At 72.1% G+C, this 14,757-nt stretch carries 19 protein-coding genes; 15 read left to right on the plus strand and 4 right to left on the minus strand.

Features of this window, described 5'->3' with window-relative positions; genetic code table 11:
• Nucleotides 1–3: 3 nt before the first annotated feature.
• The 3 genes from MQE23_RS32775 to MQE23_RS32785 form a co-directional block, all read right to left on the minus strand.
• On the minus strand, nucleotides 4–744 hold the full coding sequence (locus MQE23_RS32775; RefSeq protein ID WP_243380994.1) for an LON peptidase substrate-binding domain-containing protein: 741 nt from the start codon (nucleotides 742–744) through the stop codon (nucleotides 4–6).
• Nucleotides 745–755: 11 nt separating this feature from the next.
• Nucleotides 756–1,787, minus strand: coding sequence for a hypothetical protein (locus tag MQE23_RS32780; protein WP_243382840.1), 1,032 nt, complete (start codon nucleotides 1,785–1,787; stop codon nucleotides 756–758).
• Nucleotides 1,788–1,908: 121 nt separating this feature from the next.
• A complete protein-coding gene (locus tag MQE23_RS32785; RefSeq protein ID WP_020271427.1) occupies nucleotides 1,909–3,486 on the minus strand; it encodes a hypothetical protein in 1,578 nt (525 codons plus the stop codon).
• Between the two features lie 178 nt (nucleotides 3,487–3,664).
• Here MQE23_RS32785 and hisD point away from each other — a divergent pair, with 178 nt between their 5' ends.
• From hisD to hisF, 8 genes are read left to right on the plus strand one after another with little or no spacing between them, the layout of a single operon-like run.
• Nucleotides 3,665–4,990, plus strand: a complete 1,326-nt coding sequence (gene hisD / locus MQE23_RS32790) for a histidinol dehydrogenase (RefSeq protein ID WP_243380995.1) — start codon at nucleotides 3,665–3,667, stop codon at nucleotides 4,988–4,990.
• Complete coding sequence (locus MQE23_RS32795; protein ID WP_020271429.1) at nucleotides 4,987–6,099, plus strand: histidinol-phosphate transaminase; 1,113 nt, start codon at nucleotides 4,987–4,989, stop codon at nucleotides 6,097–6,099. The genes hisD and MQE23_RS32795 overlap by 4 nt, the downstream gene beginning before the upstream one ends.
• A complete protein-coding gene (gene hisB, locus MQE23_RS32800) occupies nucleotides 6,096–6,689 on the plus strand; it encodes an imidazoleglycerol-phosphate dehydratase HisB (RefSeq protein WP_243380996.1) in 594 nt (197 codons plus the stop codon). Before MQE23_RS32795 ends, hisB begins: the two co-directional genes overlap by 4 nt.
• The gene (locus MQE23_RS32805) at nucleotides 6,686–6,850 is read left to right on the plus strand and encodes a hypothetical protein (RefSeq protein ID WP_010039417.1); all 165 of its coding nucleotides are present in this window, start codon (nucleotides 6,686–6,688) and stop codon (nucleotides 6,848–6,850) included. Before hisB ends, MQE23_RS32805 begins: the two co-directional genes overlap by 4 nt.
• A complete protein-coding gene (gene hisH, locus MQE23_RS32810; RefSeq protein ID WP_037668090.1) occupies nucleotides 6,847–7,512 on the plus strand; it encodes an imidazole glycerol phosphate synthase subunit HisH in 666 nt (221 codons plus the stop codon). The genes MQE23_RS32805 and hisH overlap by 4 nt, the downstream gene beginning before the upstream one ends.
• The gene (gene priA, locus MQE23_RS32815) at nucleotides 7,509–8,234 is read left to right on the plus strand and encodes a bifunctional 1-(5-phosphoribosyl)-5-((5-phosphoribosylamino)methylideneamino)imidazole-4-carboxamide isomerase/phosphoribosylanthranilate isomerase PriA (RefSeq protein WP_020271432.1); all 726 of its coding nucleotides are present in this window, start codon (nucleotides 7,509–7,511) and stop codon (nucleotides 8,232–8,234) included. The genes hisH and priA overlap by 4 nt, the downstream gene beginning before the upstream one ends.
• Complete coding sequence (locus MQE23_RS32820; protein ID WP_020271433.1) at nucleotides 8,231–8,632, plus strand: RidA family protein; 402 nt, start codon at nucleotides 8,231–8,233, stop codon at nucleotides 8,630–8,632. Before priA ends, MQE23_RS32820 begins: the two co-directional genes overlap by 4 nt.
• Nucleotides 8,629–9,384 carry an imidazole glycerol phosphate synthase subunit HisF gene (gene hisF, locus MQE23_RS32825; RefSeq protein ID WP_020271434.1) on the plus strand — a complete coding sequence of 252 codons (756 nt, stop codon included), beginning with the start codon at nucleotides 8,629–8,631 and terminating at the stop codon, nucleotides 9,382–9,384. Before MQE23_RS32820 ends, hisF begins: the two co-directional genes overlap by 4 nt.
• Before the next feature lie 30 nt (nucleotides 9,385–9,414).
• Here the strand turns inward: hisF and MQE23_RS32830 are convergent, their stop codons facing one another.
• Nucleotides 9,415–10,050 carry a TIGR03085 family metal-binding protein gene (locus MQE23_RS32830; protein WP_020271435.1) on the minus strand — a complete coding sequence of 212 codons (636 nt, stop codon included), beginning with the start codon at nucleotides 10,048–10,050 and terminating at the stop codon, nucleotides 9,415–9,417.
• Nucleotides 10,051–10,134: 84 nt separating this feature from the next.
• Here MQE23_RS32830 and hisI point away from each other — a divergent pair, with 84 nt between their 5' ends.
• From hisI to MQE23_RS32865, 7 genes are all read left to right on the plus strand, one after another.
• Nucleotides 10,135–10,530, plus strand: coding sequence for a phosphoribosyl-AMP cyclohydrolase (hisI, locus tag MQE23_RS32835; protein WP_243380997.1), 396 nt, complete (start codon nucleotides 10,135–10,137; stop codon nucleotides 10,528–10,530).
• Nucleotides 10,531–10,541: 11 nt separating this feature from the next.
• On the plus strand, nucleotides 10,542–12,023 hold the full coding sequence (locus MQE23_RS32840; protein WP_243380998.1) for an anthranilate synthase component I: 1,482 nt from the start codon (nucleotides 10,542–10,544) through the stop codon (nucleotides 12,021–12,023).
• 41 nt (nucleotides 12,024–12,064) lie between these two features.
• Nucleotides 12,065–12,706, plus strand: a complete 642-nt coding sequence (locus tag MQE23_RS32845) for a TIGR02234 family membrane protein (protein ID WP_243380999.1) — start codon at nucleotides 12,065–12,067, stop codon at nucleotides 12,704–12,706.
• A gap of 107 nt (nucleotides 12,707–12,813) precedes the next feature.
• On the plus strand, nucleotides 12,814–13,065 hold the full coding sequence (locus MQE23_RS32850) for an HGxxPAAW family protein (protein ID WP_020271439.1): 252 nt from the start codon (nucleotides 12,814–12,816) through the stop codon (nucleotides 13,063–13,065).
• Between the two features lie 83 nt (nucleotides 13,066–13,148).
• Entirely contained in the window at nucleotides 13,149–13,583 is a 435-nt protein-coding gene (locus tag MQE23_RS32855) for a DUF2752 domain-containing protein (protein ID WP_037668092.1), read from the plus strand.
• A 139-nt stretch (nucleotides 13,584–13,722) separates the two neighbouring features.
• Nucleotides 13,723–14,532: an indole-3-glycerol phosphate synthase TrpC gene (gene trpC, locus MQE23_RS32860; RefSeq protein WP_037668094.1), complete on the plus strand. Its 810-nt coding sequence runs from the start codon at nucleotides 13,723–13,725 to the stop codon at nucleotides 14,530–14,532.
• Between the two features lie 21 nt (nucleotides 14,533–14,553).
• The gene (locus MQE23_RS32865; RefSeq protein WP_020271442.1) at nucleotides 14,554–14,718 is read left to right on the plus strand and encodes a hypothetical protein; all 165 of its coding nucleotides are present in this window, start codon (nucleotides 14,554–14,556) and stop codon (nucleotides 14,716–14,718) included.
• Nucleotides 14,719–14,757: the final 39 nt, after the last annotated feature.

The raw sequence follows: 14,757 nt of genomic DNA on the forward strand, positions 1-14,757 counted from the left end.
GCTTCAGTTGAGACTCGTCGGGCCGCGCGTCAGGTCCGACGCCGGCAACGACGGCAGATTACGGATGATGGCCGTCTCGGAGCGAAGGAGTTTCAGCTCGTCCCGCAGGCGGGAGGCCGTGTCGGGGGCCTGGAGCAGGCGTTGCTTGGTGGGGGTGTCCAGCATCATCGCCGCGGCCACCAGATACGACACCACGCCGGGCTCGTCCGGCAGGTCGGAGCCGGTCGTCAGGGACCGTTCCCGCGCGCCCGCCAGCCGCTTCTGGTACTGGCGGAAGGACCGCAGAACCCCTTCGGCCAACGGCGCCGCCTCGTCGCCGGGTTCCTCCGGCAGGGTCTCCAGCTCGGCCGTCAGGAAGGGACCCGACTCCTCGACCGAGAGCAGCCGCACCCGGGTCGTGCCGGTCGCCAGCACCTCGAAGGAGCCGTCGGTCCGCTCCCGGATCGTCGCGGCGTCCGCGATGCAGCCGACCTTGTGGAACGCCTTGGCCGGGTCCGTGCCGAAGCCGGCGGCGGGCCCCCGCTCGGGCAGGGACGTGGGGTCGGGCATGCCGGGCGCGCTCGGGGCCACCTCGTGGCCGTCGCGGATCGCCACGACGGCGAACCGGCGCGGCTCGTCCTCCGGCGTCTTCAGCAGTTCGCGCATCATGGCGCGATACCGCTCCTCGAAGACGTTGAGCGGGAGCACGAGCCCCGGGAACAGCACCGAGTTCAGGGGGAAGAGGGGGAGCCGGACGGTGGTCACGACGCAAAAGCCTAATGGTCGCCGGAGCGGACTCGTCCGCCCCGTTCACTCCGTGGATGCCCGGGCGGCCGGCCGGCTGCCGCTGACCGGATGTCGTCGCGGACCCGCAGGAAGTGGCCGAGCGGGTCGTCCGACACCTGGTCCCAGGGGAACGAGGTGGCGTACGGGCCGTTCAGGCGCAGCTGTTCCCGGGCGTCCGGCCAGCGCTCCAGGTACACCAGGACGAAGACGAGCAGGTTCCGCATCCGGGCCGGCCAGGGGTCGGCCGCCGGCAGGCGCGGGGACAGCGCGATCGCCCGGTCGGCGGCGGCGTCCAGCCGCTCCCTGGGCAGCTCGGGCCCGCAGCCGTCGGTGAGGTAGCCGAAGGCCGCCCGCAGCGGGAGCGCCTGGACGAGCGAGTCGGCGGGCGCGTCCTGTGCGGCCCGGTCGGCGAAGTCGAAGCACTCCTGGTGCGAACCGTGCCAGGACGCGGCCAGATAGCGCAGGGCCGACTCGTGGCAGCCGTAGTGGTGCGGGGCGCGGCGGACGGCCGCCGCCCACAGTTGCTCGAAGTAGCTGTGTCCGGCCCGGGCGCCGCGCGCGTGGTCCAGCGCGAGTCGCCAGGGCACCGGGTCGGCGTGGTCGGCCCGGGCGGCGGCCGTGATCAGCGGGCTGACCTCGCGCAGCATCTCGGCCCGGGCCGGTGACTGCCAGGCGCGGTCCACCGCCAGCTGGGCCCGGAGCAGCAGCGCGTCCGGGTCGTGCGGGGCGATGGCGAGCCAGGCGTCCAGCCAGTCGGGGCGCGAGCGGGCGAAGGCGGCCAGCCGGGTCACGTACCGGTCGCGCCGCTCCCACTCGGCCGCCGCCCGGGTGGCGCGGAGCAGCCCGGAGGCCGGTCCGTGGTCCCCGCGGGCGGCCGCGACCAGTGCCGGACTGAGCCGGGCGTCGGGCGCGTCGAGCAGCACCTCGTCGTCGGCGCGTGGCCCGCTGACGGGGTGGGAAGCGGTCCTTGTCATCCGGCTCGGGCGGATGAACGGCAGCTGCATGGCCATGGTGCCGACCATTGAAAGTCCGCTGGTCACGGCGGCGCCAGATCGTTCGGTGAACTCGCGGAAAGTTGTACGCCCTATGGTCAAGAGAACGTAAAGGTGTGACAGTTCAACAACACTGATCACACCGGCATCATCAGTTACGCCGCAGCAAGCGGGTCGCCCCCGCCGCCACCGTCGTCGCCAGGATCCAGCCCAGCAGGATCATCGCCGTCGCCAGCCACTGCCAGCCCCCGCGCAGCTGCCAGAAACCCACCTGGCCCAGGTCGATGACCGGCAGCAGCAGATCGAGCGTGAACAGCGTGGGGTTCCACTCCGGATGCTCACCGCGCTTCAGCGGCGGATGCCCGGCCTGCGCGAAGGCGAACGAGCCCGCCGCCCACAGCACCGCCATCCATACCGCGGCCCGGCCCGGCCGGTACCCGTAGGCGACCGTCAAGTCCTGCGCGTAGCCCCACAGCTTGGCGGCCGGCGGCAGGCTCTCCCGGTGCCGGCGCTGCTTGGCGAGCAGCACCTCGCGGGCGTCCTCGTCCTCCCCGCCGGCCCGCAGCACGGCCGCGAGCCGCTCGTACGGCTCCGGGTTGTACTCGGCGGTCGCCGCCGCCACCCAGTCCAGCCGCTCGGCCAGCGGGAACGGCCCGCGCGGCACGAGGTTCTCGTAGGCGAAGCCGCCCATGTGCAGCCGCCCCGGGCCGGGCCAGGCGTCCGCCCGGTCCATCAGGTTGACGATCTTCGCCCCCGACAGCACGACACGCCCGCGCGCGGGATGCTCGCCGAGGAACCGCAGCTCCGGCGTCTGCACCCGGCGCAGCGACAGCTCCTGGTCGTCGGTGAGGGTGAACCTGGCCCGCTCGAAGTCGACCGCGTCGCCGAACCGCCCGTCGTCCAGCCGGATCCCGCCCTCGCACGAGAACCGCTGGATCCGCGTCCCGCGCGCCGGGGTCATCCCGCTCATCGCCTGGGCGCCGACGCCTGCCGGGGTCAGATACAGGCTGCGCTCGACGGTCAGCTGGGGTGCGTTGAGGGCGAGCCGCTCGTACGGGTTGGCGAGGCGGGCGCCGCGCAGGCTCAGGGAGACACCGATGGTGGCGGCGCGCAGGCTCAGCTCGCCGTGCGACTCCAGCAGCTCGGCCTGTAAGTCCTGGCCGACGGTCAGGCCGTCCGCGGCGATCGACCGGCCGCTGCGGTCCCGGTGCGCGATCGCCTGGTTGAGCATCAGGTCCGTGCCGATCTGCGCGTCCGTGAGCCTGATGCCGCGATGGAACCGGCAGCGCGGCAGATGCAGATCGCCCTCCGTCTGCACCCGGGCGGCCTCCAGCCGCGGCACCGAGCAGTCCACCATCCGTACGGTCGTGAAGCGGGCCTCGGGCAGCAGCACGTCCTGCTCGAACCGGCACTGGCGCATCTCGACGTACGGCACCACCGTGCCGCCCGCGAGGTCCAGCGAGCCGCTGATCAGTACGCCGGCCAGCTTCAGCGACGACACCCGGCCGGCCAGGGCGGGCGGGCCGTCCAGGAGCAGCCAGCAGACGATCCGGGCCCGCACGGTCCGCTCCTCGCCCCAGGGGTGGCCGCCGTGCGGATCGTCCACCACCGGGTCGCCGCTGCTCAGGTCGTACACGCTGCCGTTGCGGAACGCCTGCCACATTCCGGCCTCGGCCGCCGTCAGGTCGTCGGGCACATCCCCGGCACGCACGCCGGCCCCCTCGGTCACGTCTCTTCCTTCCTCCCCGGATACTCGCGGGTCAGGTGCTTCGTACAGCTGTTCATGCCCGCTGGGTGACGCCCCGAACGCGAAACGTGAAGGGGATCTTCCGGGTGCCGGCGGCGTTCTGTATCAGCCATTGATACGAGCGGACGGCGCGTCATCGGGGTCTGAGAGAATTGAGCACGTGATCTCCCGAATCGATCTGCGCGGCGACGCCCTCCCCGAGGGCCCCGCCCTGCGTGACCTGCTGCCCCGAGCCGAGTTCGACGTAGCGGCCGCCCTGGAGAAGGTGCGTCCGATCTGCGAGGACGTGCATCATCGGGGCGACGCGGCGCTGATCGATTTCGCCGAGCGGTTCGACGGGGTCAGGCTCGACCAGGTGCGGGTGCCGGCCGCCGCGCTCACGCGCGCGCTGGAGGAGCTCGACCCGGCCGTATACGCGGCCCTTGAGGAGTCCATCCGGCGCGCCCGGACCGTCCACCGCGAGCAGCGCCGCAGCACGCACACCACCCAGGTGGTGCCCGGCGGCTCCGTGACCGAGAAGTGGGTTCCGGTCGAGCGGGTCGGGCTGTACGCGCCCGGCGGCCGGTCCGTGTATCCGTCCTCCGTGGTCATGAACGTGGTGCCCGCCCAGGAGGCCGGCGTCGAGTCCATCGCGCTCGCCTCCCCGGCCCAGGCCGAGTTCAACGGCCTGCCGCACCCGACGATCCTCGCCGCCTGCGCCCTGCTCGGCGTCGACGAGGTCTACGCGGCCGGCGGTGCCACGGCTGTGGCGATGTTCGCGTACGGCACCGAGTCCTGCCCGCCCGCCAACATGGTCACCGGCCCCGGCAACATCTGGGTCGCCGCCGCCAAGCGCTACTTCACCGGCAGGATCGGCATCGACGCCGAGGCCGGACCGACCGAGATCGCGGTCCTCGCCGACGACACGGCCGACCCGGTGCACGTCGCCTCCGACCTGATCAGCCAGGCCGAGCACGACCCGCTGGCCGCCGCCGTGCTCGTCACGGACTCCGCCGAGCTCGCGGACGCCGTGGAGAAGGAGCTGGCGCCGCAGGTCGCGGCCACCAAGCACGTCGACGACCGGATCGTCCCGGCGCTGTCCGGCAAGCAGTCCGCGATCGTCCTGGTCGACGGCATCGACGAGGGCCTGAAGGTGGTCGACGCGTACGGCGCCGAGCACCTGGAGATCCAGACGGCCGACGCGGCCGCCCTGGCCGACCGCGTCAAGAACGCCGGCGCGATCTTCATCGGCCCGTGGGCCCCGGTCTCCCTCGGCGACTACGCGGCCGGCTCCAACCACGTCCTGCCCACCGGCGGCTGCGCCTGCCACTCCTCGGGCCTGTCCGTCCAGTCCTTCCTGCGCGGCATCCACATCGTCGACTACACGCAGGACGCGCTGGCCGAGGTCGCGCACCACGTGGTCACGCTGGCGGAGGCGGAGGACCTGCCCGCGCACGGCGCGGCGATCAAGGCCAGGTTCGGCTGGAAGGTGCCGGAGAGCAAGTGAGCGACGTACGCATCGACGATCTGCCCGTACGGGACGAGCTGCGCGGCAAGTCCCCCTACGGCGCGCCCCAGCTGGACGTCCCCGTCCGGCTGAACACCAACGAGAACCCCTACCCGCTGCCCGAGCCGCTCGTCGAACGCATCGCCGAGCGGGTCCGTGAAGCGGCCCGCAACCTCAACCGCTACCCCGACCGGGACGCGGTCGAGCTGCGCACGAAGCTCGCCGAGTACCTGACGGACACGTCCGGCCACGAGGTCGGCCTCGCCAACGTCTGGGCGGCCAACGGCTCCAACGAGGTCATCCAGCAGCTGCTCCAGACCTTCGGCGGGCCCGGCCGCACCGCGATCGGCTTCGAACCGTCGTACTCGATGCACGGGCTCATCGCGCGCGGCACCGGCACCGGCTGGATCTCGGGCCCGCGCAACGACGACTTCACGATCGACCTCGCCGCCGCCGAGAAGGCGATCGCCGAGCACCGGCCCGACGTCGTCTTCATCACCACCCCCAACAACCCCACCGGCAACGCGGTCCCGCCCGAGACGGTCCTCGCGCTCTACGAGGCCGCGCAGGCGGCGAAGCCGTCGATGGTCGTGGTCGACGAGGCGTACATCGAGTTCAGCCACGGCGACTCGCTGCTGCCGCTGATCGACGGGCGCCCGAACCTCGTCATCTCCCGCACGATGTCGAAGGCGTTCGGCGCCGCGGGCCTGCGCCTCGGCTACCTCGCCGCGCACCCGGCCGTCGTCGACGCCGTCCAGCTCGTCCGGCTGCCCTACCACCTGTCGGCCGTCACCCAGGCGACCGCCCTGGCCGCCCTGGAGCACACCGCCACGCTGCTGGGCTACGTCGAGCAGCTCAAGGCCGAGCGGGACCGCCTCGTGCGCGAACTGCGCGCCATCGGCTACGACGTCGTCGAGTCCGATGCCAACTTCGTGCAGTTCGGCAGGTTCGAGGACGCGCACACAACCTGGCAGAAGATCCTCGACCGGGGCGTCCTGGTCCGGGACAACGGCATCCCCGGGTGGCTGCGGGTGTCGGCCGGCACCCCCGAAGAGAACGACGCGTTCCTCGACGCGGTACGTGCACTGAAGAAGGAGCAGAGTTCATGAGCCGCACCGGACGCGTGGAGCGGACGACCAAGGAGACCTCGGTCCTCGTCGAGATCGACCTCGACGGCACCGGCAAGACGGAGATCTCCACCGGCGTCGGCTTCTACGACCACATGCTCGACCAGCTCGGCCGGCACGGTCTGTTCGACCTGACCGTGAAGACCGAGGGCGACCTGCACATCGACTCGCACCACACCATCGAGGACACCGCCCTCGCCCTCGGCTCCGCCTTCAAGCAGGCCCTCGGCGACAAGGTCGGCATCTACCGCTTCGGCAACTGCACGGTCCCGCTGGACGAGTCCCTCGCCCAGGTCACCGTCGACCTGTCCGGCCGCCCCTACCTCGTGCACACCGAGCCCGAGAAGATGGCGCCGATGATCGGCGAGTACGACACCACGATGACCCGGCACATCCTGGAGTCCTTCGTCGCCCAGGCCCAGATCGCGCTGCACGTGCACGTGCCCTACGGGCGCAACGCCCACCACATCGTGGAGTGCCAGTTCAAGGCGCTGGCCAGGGCCCTGCGCTACGCCTCCGAGCGGGACCCGCGCGCGTCCGGCATCCTCCCCTCCACGAAGGGCGCCCTGTGAACGGCATCTCGACCCTGCTGATCGTCGTCGGCCTGTTCCTCGTCGGCGGGATCTACTCCTTCGTCAAGCAGAAGATGCCCAAGGGCCTGATCGTGCTGCTCTCCATCGGCGCCGCGATGTGCCTGGCGGCCGGTGTCGTGAGGCTGGAGGTGTGGAATTGAGCGCCCCGTCGAGCTCCCCCTCGAAGAAGCAGAAGAAGGTAGTCGTCTTCGACTACGGCTTCGGCAACGTCCGCTCCGCCGAGCGTGCCCTCGCCCGCGCGGGAGCCGACGTCGAGATAACGCGTGACTACGACAAGGCCCTGAACGCCGACGGGCTGCTCGTGCCGGGCGTCGGCGCCTTCGCCTCCTGCATGAAGGGCCTGCGCGAGGCACGCGGCGACTGGATCGTCGACCGCCGGCTGTCCGGCGGCCGCCCGGTGATGGGCATCTGCGTCGGCATGCAGATCCTCTTCGCCCGCGGCATCGAACACGGCGTGGAGAGCGAGGGCCTCGACGAGTGGCCCGGCTCGGTCGAGCCGCTCCAGGCCGAGATCGTGCCCCACATGGGCTGGAACACCGTCGAAGCAGCGGCCGGCTCGCAGCTGTTCGCGGGCCTGGACGCGGACGCGCGCTTCTACTTCGTGCACTCCTACGCCGTCCACGACTGGTCGCTGGAGACCCACAACCCCGCGATGGAGGCCCCCAAGGTCACCTGGTCCACGCACGGCAAGCCGTTCGTCGCGGCCGTCGAGAACGGCGCCCTGTGGGCCACGCAGTTCCACCCCGAGAAGTCCGGCGACGCCGGAGCCCAGCTCCTCACCAACTGGATCGGAACACTGTGAGCAAGCTCGAACTCCTCCCCGCCGTCGACGTCCGCGACGGCCAGGCGGTGCGCCTGGTGCACGGCGAGTCCGGTACGGAAACCTCCTACGGCTCGCCCCTGGAGGCCGCCCTGGCCTGGCAGCGCTCCGGCGCCGAGTGGCTGCACCTGGTCGACCTGGACGCCGCGTTCGGCACCGGCGACAACCGCGAGCTGATCGCCGAGGTCGCCCGGGCCATGGACATCAAGGTGGAGCTGTCCGGCGGCATCCGCGACGACGACAGCCTGGCCGCCGCCCTGGCCACCGGCTGCACCCGCGTGAACCTCGGCACGGCCGCCCTGGAGACCCCCGAGTGGGTCGCCAAGGTCATCGCCGAGCACGGCGACAAGATCGCGGTCGGCCTGGACGTCCGCGGCACCACCCTGCGCGGCCGCGGCTGGACCCGCGACGGCGGCGACCTCTACGAGACGCTGGAGCGCCTCAACAAGGAGGGCTGCGCGCGGTACGTCGTCACGGACATCGCGAAGGACGGCACGCTCCAGGGCCCGAACCTGGAACTGCTGCGCAACGTGTGCGCCGCGACGGACCGCCCTGTCGTGGCCTCCGGCGGCGTGTCCTCGCTGGACGACCTCCGGGCCATCGCCGGCCTCGTGCCGCTCGGTGTCGAGGGCGCGATCGTAGGGAAGGCGCTGTACGCGAAGGCGTTCACCCTGGAAGAGGCATTGGAGACTGTGTCGTCATGAGCGATGCCGTACGGCGCGTGCAGAGCGGAAGTCCCTGGGAAGAGAGTTTCGGTTTCGCGCGCGCCGTGGCGGCGGGCGATCGGGTGCTGGTGGCGGGTACGACGCCCTTCAAGGGCGACGTGCTGTACGGGGAGGGCGACCCGTACGAGCAGGCCAAGGCGGCCTTCACCAGCGCCCTCGAAGCGATCGGCGAGTTCGGGCTCGGCATCGGGTCCGTGGTCCGGACGCGGATGTATCTGGCACACACGCGCGACCTCGACGAGGTGGGCCGGGCGCACAAGGAGCTGTTCGACTCCGTGCGTCCGGTCGCGACCTTCCTCGTGGTGGACGGCTTCGTCGACCCGCGCGTCCTGGTGTCGGTGGAACTAGAGGCATTCAGAGGAACGGTGGATTCATGACCCTGGCGGTCCGAGTCATCCCCTGCCTGGACGTGGACAACGGCCGGGTCGTCAAGGGCGTCAACTTCCAGAACCTGCGCGACGCGGGCGACCCCGTCGAGATGGCCAAGGTGTACGACGCAGAGGGCGCCGACGAGCTGACGTTCCTGGACATCACCGCCTCGTCGGGCAACCGCGAGACGACCTACGACGTCGTGCGCCGCACGGCCGAACAGGTGTTCATCCCGCTCACGGTCGGCGGCGGGGTGCGCACCGCCGAGGACGTGGACAAGCTGCTGCGGGCCGGCGCGGACAAGGTCGGCGTCAACACGGCCGCGATCGCCCGCCCGGAGCTGATCCGGGAGATCGCGGAACGCTTCGGCCGCCAGGTCCTGGTCCTGTCGGTGGACGCGCGCCGCACCGAGTCCGGCTCCTTCGAGGTGACCACCCACGGCGGCCGCCGCGGCACCGGCATCGACGCCGTCGAGTGGGCGCACCGGGCCGCCGAGCTGGGCGCCGGCGAGATCCTGCTCAACTCCATGGACGCGGACGGCACCAAGGACGGCTACGACCTGGAGATGATCCAGGCCGTCCGCAAGCACGTGACCGTGCCGGTCATCGCCTCGGGCGGCGCGGGCAAGCTGGCGGACTTCCCGCCGGCCATCGCGGCGGGCGCGGACGCGGTGCTGGCCGCGTCGGTGTTCCACTTCGGGGACCTGCGCATCGGCGAGGTCAAGCAGACGCTGCGGGAGGCGGGCCACCCGGTGCGGTGACCCGCCTGCCGGGAGCCCCGAACCGCTGCTTCAGATCCCGAGCTGCTTCGCCTCGTGCAGCTTCGCGATCGCGTCCTCGTCGCCGTCCAGCTCGACCTTGGCCTTGCTCTGCCGGCCGTAGGAGAACAGCACCAGCTCCGAGGGCTCACCCGTCACCGTGACCACCGGCGCGCCCCGCTGCGCGACGACCGTCTGGCCGTCCGGGCGGCGCAGCACCAGGCCCGTCGGGACGCCGCGCCCCATCAGCCGGGCGGTGCGCTCCAGTCGGGACCACAGGGCGTCCTGGAACACCGGGTCGAGCTCGCGCGGCGACCAGTCGGGCTGGGCGCGCCGGACGTCCTCCGTGTGGACGTAGAACTCGATGATGTTCGACATCTCGTCGACCGGCTTGAGCGAGAAGGGCGAGAACCGCGGCGGCCCCGTGCGGATCAGCTGGATCAGCTCCTCGTACGGCTTGTCGGTGTACTCGGCCATCACCCGGTCCAGGCGCGGCGCGAGCTGCTTGATCAGTATCCCGCCGGCGGCGTCCGGGCGGCGCTCGCGCACCACCACGTGCGCGGCGAGGTCCCGCGTGGTCCAGCCCTCGCACAGGGTGGGCGCGTCCGGGCCCGCGGTCTCCAACAGATCGGCGAGGAGAAGTCGTTCACGCTTGGCATGGGTCGACATGCGGCCCAGCCTACGACCGCAGATCAGGTCCGCACAGTGGACACTCCACCTGGCCTGTCAGTGGCGCGCGGCACAATGGTCGGCATGACCAGCACGTCCCCCCGGCCCAGCCGTCTCGACCCGGAGATCGCCGCCCGCCTCAAGCGCAGCGCCGACGGCCTCCTGCCCGCCATCGCCCAGCAGTACGACACCGGAGAGGTGCTGATGCTCGGCTGGATGGACGACGAGGCGCTGCATCGCACCCTCACCACCGGCCGGTGCACGTACTGGTCGCGCAGCCGCCGGGAGTACTGGGTCAAGGGCGACACCTCGGGCCACTTCCAGTGGGTGAAGTCCGTCGCCCTCGACTGCGACGCCGACACCGTCCTGGTGAAGGTCGACCAGGTCGGCGCCGCCTGCCACACCGGCGCGCGCACCTGCTTCGACGAGGACGTGCTCCTCAAGGACGGCGGCTCCGACGCCCCCGCCTCGGATCAGTAAGGTCAGCGGCCATGGACCTCGAGACGTTCCGCAAGCTCGCCACCGACCGGCGGGTCATCCCGGTCACCCGCAAGCTCCTCGCCGACGGCGACACCCCGGTGGCGCTCTACCGCAAACTCGCCGCCGAGCGCCCCGGCACCTTCCTGCTGGAGTCCGCGGAGAACGGCCGCTCGTGGTCCCGTTACTCCTTCGTGGGCGTGCGGTCGGCGGCGACGCTGACCGAGCGCGACGGGCAGGCCCACTGGCTCGGCGCCCCGCCCGTCGGGGTCCCCGTCGACGGCGACCCCCTCGCCGCGCTGCGCGCCACCATCGAGGCCCTGCACACGCCCCACCAGGACGGCATGCCGCCCTTCACCGGCGGCATGGTCGGCTACCTCGGCTACGACATCGTCCGCCGCCTGGAGAAGATCGGCCCCGGCGAGCGCGACGACCTGAAGCTGCCCGAGCTCACCATGCTGCTCACCAGCGACCTGGCGGTCATGGACCACTGGGAGGGCTCGGTCCTGCTGATCGCCAACGCGATCAACCACAACGACCTGGAGACCGGCGTCGACGAGGCCTACGCGGACGCCGTGGCCCGGCTCGACGTCATGGAGGCCGACCTCTCCCGCGCGGTCGCCCAGCCCCCGGCCGCCCTGCCGCCCTCCGAGCTCCCCGAGTACACCGCGCTGTGGGGCGGCCCCGACTTCCAGGTGGCCGTCGAGGACATCAAGGAGCGCATCCGGGCCGGCGAGGCCTTCCAGGTGGTCCCCTCGCAGCGCTTCGAGACGCCGTGCACGGCGAGCGCGCTGGACGTCTACCGGGTCCTGCGGGCCACCAACCCGTCCCCGTACATGTACCTGTTCCGCTTCGACGGCTTCGACGTCGTCGGCTCGTCCCCAGAGGCCCTGGTCAAGGTCGAGGACGGACGCGCCATGGTCCACCCCATCGCCGGCACCCGCTGGCGCGGCGCCACCCCGCAGGAGGACCAGGCCCTCGCCGACGAGCTGCTCGCCGACCCCAAGGAGCGCGCCGAGCACCTCATGCTCGTCGACCTGGGCCGCAACGACCTGGGGCGGGTCTGCGAGCCCGGCTCGGTCGAGGTCGTCGACTTCATGTCCGTCGAGCGGTACTCGCACGTCATGCACATCGTCTCGACGGTGACGGGCCGCGTCGCCCCGGGCCGCACGGCCTTCGACGTCCTCACCGCCTGCTTCCCGGCCGGCACTCTCTCCGGAGCCCCCAAGCCCCGCGCCATGCAGATCATCGACGAACTCGAACCGTCCCGGCGCGGGCTCTACGGCGGCTGTGTCGGCTACCTCGACTTCGCGGGCGACTCCGACACCGCCATCGCCATCCGCACGGCCCTCCTCCGTGACGGAACCGCCTACGTGCAGGCCGGTGCGGGCATCGTCGCCGACTCCGACCCGGTCGCCGAGGACACCGAGTGCCGCAACAAGGCGGCGGCGGTCCTCAGGGCCGTACACACGGCGAACCGGCTGGGAAAGGCCTGAGATGAACCCCGGGTGACGGTTCGCCCGGGGTTCAGGCGATAGTGGGGTACGTGACTGCTGTACCTCACCCCCGTTCCGAAGCCGCCGGATCCGCCCGGGCCGGTCGCCTGAGCCTCGCCGTCGCGCTGCTGTGCGGCGCGCTCGGCGCGGCCGTGGCGCTGCTCGCCACCCGGCAGCGCTGGGCGGAGGGCACCGCGACGGTGGCCGGCGGCGCCTTCCCCCTGACCGCCAAGGGCAGCGACGTCACGGGCGTACCCGCGGCGCTCGCCGTAGTGGGCCTCGCCGCGCTCGTCGCCGTCTTCGCCGTCCGCCGGGCCGGTCGCCTCATCGTGGCCGCGCTGCTGGCGCTCTCCGGCGCGGGCATCGTCGCCGCCGCCCTGCTCGGCGCCTCCGACGGCTCCGCGCTCGACGAGCAGGCCGCCCAGGCCTCCGGCGACACCTCCGCCTCCGTGGCCACCCTCAGCCACACCGCCTGGCCGTACGTCGCGGCCGTCGGTGGCGTCCTGATCCTCCTGGCCGGGCTGCTCGCCCTGCGCTACGGCCGACTGTGGCCCGCGATGTCCGGCCGCTACGAGCGCGGCGGCACGCCCCAGCCGCGCCGCAAGGCCCCCGCCGTCGACCCCGACCGGCCCGAGGACCTGTGGAAGGCACTCGACCGGGGCGAGGACCCGACCGGGGCGTGAGCCACCCGGGGGAGCGGGGACACCCCCGCTCACGGCGGGCGCGCACGTGCGGGACAATGGGCCCGAGCGTCCTGCTCAGACACGCACACAGCAACGAGGAGCAAGCAATGGCGGGCAGCAGCCACGGTCACACCCCGGCCGCCTGGACCGGTGTCACGATCGCCTTCATCGGTTTCTGCGTCGCGGGCGCGTTCATGGTGATGGACCAGCCCGTGGGCTTCTGGGCGGGCATGGTCGTCGTGCTCCTCGGTGGTGTCGTCGGCGCCATCATGCGGATGATGGGCCTCGGCCAGCCGAAGGACCTGCACCAGCCGCACGCGATGACGGGCGACCGCGAGCCCGCGCGCGCCGAGGGCTGACCCCCGCGGAGCACCGCGCTGTCGCGTGAGGGGCGGCCGGCACTTGGGTGCCGGGACCGCCCCTCACGCGTGCGCCGGGCACAATGCCTACCGTGAACGCCGACAGCCGAAGGGTGACGCGCAGCGTCCCGGGCCGCCTGGCCGTCCCCGCCGGGGTGCTCGCGGCCGTCGCCGCCGCGTTCGCCTACGTGGGCGCGGTCGATCCCAACGAACCCGGCCACTACCCCGCCTGCCCGCTGCTGCGCTACACCGGCCTGTACTGCCCCGGCTGCGGCGGACTGCGCAGCGCGCACGCCTTCGTCCACGGCGACGTCCCGGCGGCACTGCACGCCAACGCGCTCGCCGTCCTCGGCTATCTGGCCTTCGCCGTGCTGTGGACCGTATGGGTGGTCCACGCGGTGCGCGGGCGTGCGATGCGGATCGACCCCCGCCCGGGGCTGGTGTGGAGCCTCGGCGCGTTGCTGCTGGTCTTCACCGTTGTCCGGAACCTGCCCTTCGGAGGCTGGCTCCATCCTTGATCAACCAGCGGAAGTCCAGGTAGTGGGACCGGCGTCAACCGGATGCGAAGCCTACGCCCCGCTGCGGATACCATCGCAGTGACCATCGGTTTTCGATCGGTCGCTGGAACTGTCAAGAGTCTGGAAGGGGGCCGCTCGCGTGAGTGTGCTCGACGAGATCATCGACGGAGTCCGTGCCGACCTCGCGGAGCGGCAGGCGCGCGTCAGCCTCGACGAGCTCAAGGAGCGTGCGGCGAAGGCTCCCGCGGCCAAGGACGGTGCGGCCGCACTGCGCGGCGACGGCGTCAAGGTCATCTGCGAGGTCAAGCGCTCCAGCCCCTCCAAGGGCGCGCTGGCCGCGATCGCCGACCCGGCCGGACTCGCCGCGGACTACGAGGCGGGCGGCGCGGCCGTCATCTCCGTCCTCACCGAACAGCGGCGCTTCGGCGGCTCGCTCGCCGACCTCGAAGCGGTCCGCGCCCGCGTGGACATCCCGGTCCTGCGCAAGGACTTCATCGTCACGTCGTACCAGCTGTGGGAGGCCCGCGCCTACGGCGCCGACGTCGTCCTGTTGATCGTCGCCGCCCTCGACCAGCCCGCCCTGGAGTCCCTCATCGAGCGCGCCGAGTCCATCGGGCTCACGCCGCTCGTCGAGGTGCACGACGAGGACGAGGTCGAGCGCGCGGTCGACGCCGGCGCCCGTGTGATCGGCGTCAACGCGCGCAACCTCAAGACCCTCGAGGTCGACCGTGGCACCTTCGAGCGCGTGGCACCCGAGATCCCCGACCACATCATCAAGATCGCCGAGTCCGGCGTCCGCGGCCCGCACGACCTCATCGCCTACGCCAACGCCGGCGCCGACGCGGTCCTGGTGGGCGAGTCCCTCGTCACCGGCAAGGACCCCAAGACGGCGGTCTCCGACCTGGTGGCGGCAGGCGAACATCCCGCACTCCGGCACGGCCGGGGCTGATCTCCCGCTAGGCTTGCCCCGATGACTCTCACCATGACGACCGTGGACCGGTACGCCCGCCTCGCGCGCGGCTGCCGCCCCCGCGGCTGCCGTGCGCCCGCGCGCCGCGTACACGGCCGCCGCGTCCGGTACGTCATCGGTGACGAGCCCGGGCAGGTCAACGGCATGCGATGGCAGGGCTTTTAGGGGCGCGGGGAACTGCGCGACCAGCCCCAACGGGCCCGC

The sequence above is a fragment of the Streptomyces sp. HP-A2021 genome (assembly GCF_022807935.1).
GTDB classification, from domain to species: Bacteria; Actinomycetota; Actinomycetes; order Streptomycetales; family Streptomycetaceae; genus Streptomyces; species Streptomyces afghaniensis.